Below are 2,392 nucleotides of genomic sequence, written 5' to 3' on the forward strand. Positions count from 1 at the left end.
GCGGGGTTCCCGCCGGGCGGGTCCGGCGCGCTGCTGCCAGCATGGCGCGCATGGACGACGAGGAGCGCACCGCGGTCGCGCGGGAGTACGCGGAGGCCGTCAACATGGCCCCGAAGGAGCTCGAGGACTGGCTCGCGACGGACGAGTCGGCCGCCGTCGGGCAGAAGGACGGTGGCGGCGAGTCGGTCGGGCACCACTCCGGCCGGCGCATCGTCGCGATCGCGCGGACGAAGAAGGCCGACCTGACCGACGACGACTACGCGCACATGCGCACGGTCGTCGGCTACGTGCACCGGCACCTCGCGCAGCGGCCGTCGGGGGACGTCGAGGACTCGGCGTGGCGGTACTCGCTGATGAACTGGGGCCACGACCCGCTGAAGCGCGGCTGACCGGACCCGCCCCGGCGCCGCGCACCGTCGCCGCGCGGACCTGGGAAATGCCTCGCGCCCGGCCGGGCGTCGGGTCTAGCGTCCCCGGATCGTGACGACACCCGCACCCGCAGCCGGACCGGCCCCCGACGAGGGGGCCCCGCCGCACCGCGAGCGCGCCCTCGTCCTCGGCGGCGGCGGCTCGACCGGCAACGCCTGGCTGCTCGGCGTGGTGGCCGGGCTGCTCGCGGGCGGGCTGGACGTGACCGGGGCCGACCTCGTCGTCGGCACCTCGGCCGGGGCGACCGCCGCGGCGCAGCTCGGCGGGGCCGGCGCGGCGGAGCTGTACGCCGCGGCACTGGTGCCGCCCCCGCCGCGCGGCCCCGGCGCGGGCTCCGGACCGGGGCCGAGCGCGGGCTCTGGCGCGGACCCCGGAGCGCGGCCCGGCGGGGTCGCCGAGCACCTCGAGCGGCTCCGTGCGCGGATCGCCGCCGCGGCCGATCCCGCGGACCTGCGCCGCCGGACCGGCGCGGACGCGCTGGAGCGCGCCGCCGCGGCCGGGCCGGACGCCGGCGCGCGGTGGCGGTCGACCGTCGCCGCGCGGCTGCCGCGGCCGGGGTGGCCCGCGAGCCGGGTGCTGCTCACCGCCGTCGACGCCCGCACCTGCGAGCCGGTGATCTTCGACCGGTCGAGCGGCGTCGACCTCGTGGACGCGGTCGCCGCGAGCTGCGCGGGCGGGCCGGCGTACCCGGTCGGCGACCGGTGGTTCGTCGACGGGGCGCACCGGCGCGGGGAGAACGCGGACCTGGCGGCCGGCCACGCGCGGGTGCTGGTGCTCGCACCGCTCGGCGGGGCGTCGTGGACCCCGCCGGCGTGGCGGCTGGACCTCGCGGCGCAGGTCGCGGACCTGCGCGCGGGCGGCAGCCGGGTCGAGGTCGTGGTGCCGGAGGACGCGGGCCTGTTCGGGGAGCGCGCGATGGACCCCGCGCTCCGGCCGGTCGCGGCGCGGGCGGGCCACGACCAGGGGCTCGCGCTGGCGGGCCCGCTGGCGGCGTTCTGGGGCTGAGCACCTCCCGGCGGTCGTGCCCGGCGGTCGTGCCCGGGCGGTCAGACCCCGGCGAGCAGCTCGTCCAGCACGTGCCGGGCCAGGCGGCGCTGCTCGGGCGGCTCGTTCGTGACGAGGATCAGCGCCTTCCACACGGCCCAGCCGCGGCCGCGGGCCCAGGTGGCGTCGTCCACGCCGAGCCCGGACCGGAAGGCGTCGCGTGCGCGCCCGGACAGCCAGGTCCACACCGGGGTGGTGTCGCAGGCGGTGTCGCCCACGGCGGAGCAGCCGAAGTCGAGCACCGCCGCCAGCCGACCGTGGCGCACCAGCAGGTTGTTGACCGCCACGTCGCCGTGCAGCCAGGTCGGCTCGCCGGTGAACGGGGCGTCGAGCGCGTCCCGCCACAGCCCCGCGGCCACGTCCCGGTCCCGCCCGTGCACCCGGTGCAGGATGTCGCCGACCTCGTCGTCCCAGTGCTCCAGCGGCCCGCCGCGGAACGCGCTGTGCAGGCCCGGGCCGGGGGCGCCGGTCGGGTCGCAGCCGCGCAGCGCGACGAGGAACGCGGCCAGGTCGGTCGCGAGCCGCACCGGGTCGTCGACCTCCGCGCGGGCCAGCGGCGTGCCGGGGAACCAGCCGTAGACGGACCACGGGGCCGGGAACCGCTCGGACGGCTCGCCGACCGCGCGGACCTCCGGGACCGGCAGCGGCAGGTGCGGGGCGAGCCGGGGGAGCCAGGTCTGCTCCTTGGCGACCTGCGGGACGTACCCCGGGGCGCTCGGCAGCCGGACCGCGAGGTCGTCGCCGAGCCGGAACATCCGGTGGTCGTTCCCGCCGTTCGCGACCGGTCGCAGGGGGAGGTCGGCCCACCGCGGGTGCTGCTCGGCGAGCAGGGCTCGGACCAGGTCCGCGTCGATGCGGACGCCGCGCAGGGCGTCGGTGCCGGTGCTCACCGGTCGACGCTACCCCGGGCGCGGCGCGG

At 79.3% G+C, this 2,392-nt stretch carries 3 protein-coding genes; 2 read left to right on the top strand and 1 reads right to left on the bottom strand.

Going from position 1 to position 2,392, the window contains the following annotated elements:
• Both G6556_RS18355 and G6556_RS18360 read left to right on the top strand, forming a co-directional pair.
• Nucleotides 1-389 (top strand): DUF3140 domain-containing protein (locus tag G6556_RS18355; RefSeq protein WP_240934722.1); only part of this gene is annotated, 389 nt, incomplete at its 5' end.
• A 91-nt stretch (nucleotides 390-480) separates the two neighbouring features.
• The gene (locus G6556_RS18360) at nucleotides 481-1,434 is read left to right on the top strand and encodes a patatin-like phospholipase family protein (RefSeq protein ID WP_166944528.1); all 954 of its coding nucleotides are present in this window, start codon (nucleotides 481-483) and stop codon (nucleotides 1,432-1,434) included.
• Between the two features lie 41 nt (nucleotides 1,435-1,475).
• Here the strand turns inward: G6556_RS18360 and G6556_RS18365 are convergent, their stop codons facing one another.
• The gene (locus G6556_RS18365) at nucleotides 1,476-2,363 is read right to left on the bottom strand and encodes an aminoglycoside phosphotransferase family protein (protein ID WP_346775002.1); all 888 of its coding nucleotides are present in this window, start codon (nucleotides 2,361-2,363) and stop codon (nucleotides 1,476-1,478) included.
• Nucleotides 2,364-2,392 lie beyond the last annotated feature (29 nt).

Origin of the sequence: Cellulomonas sp. IC4_254, from assembly GCF_011603975.1 — a bacterium.
In the GTDB taxonomy this organism is placed as follows: domain Bacteria; phylum Actinomycetota; class Actinomycetes; order Actinomycetales; family Cellulomonadaceae; genus Cellulomonas.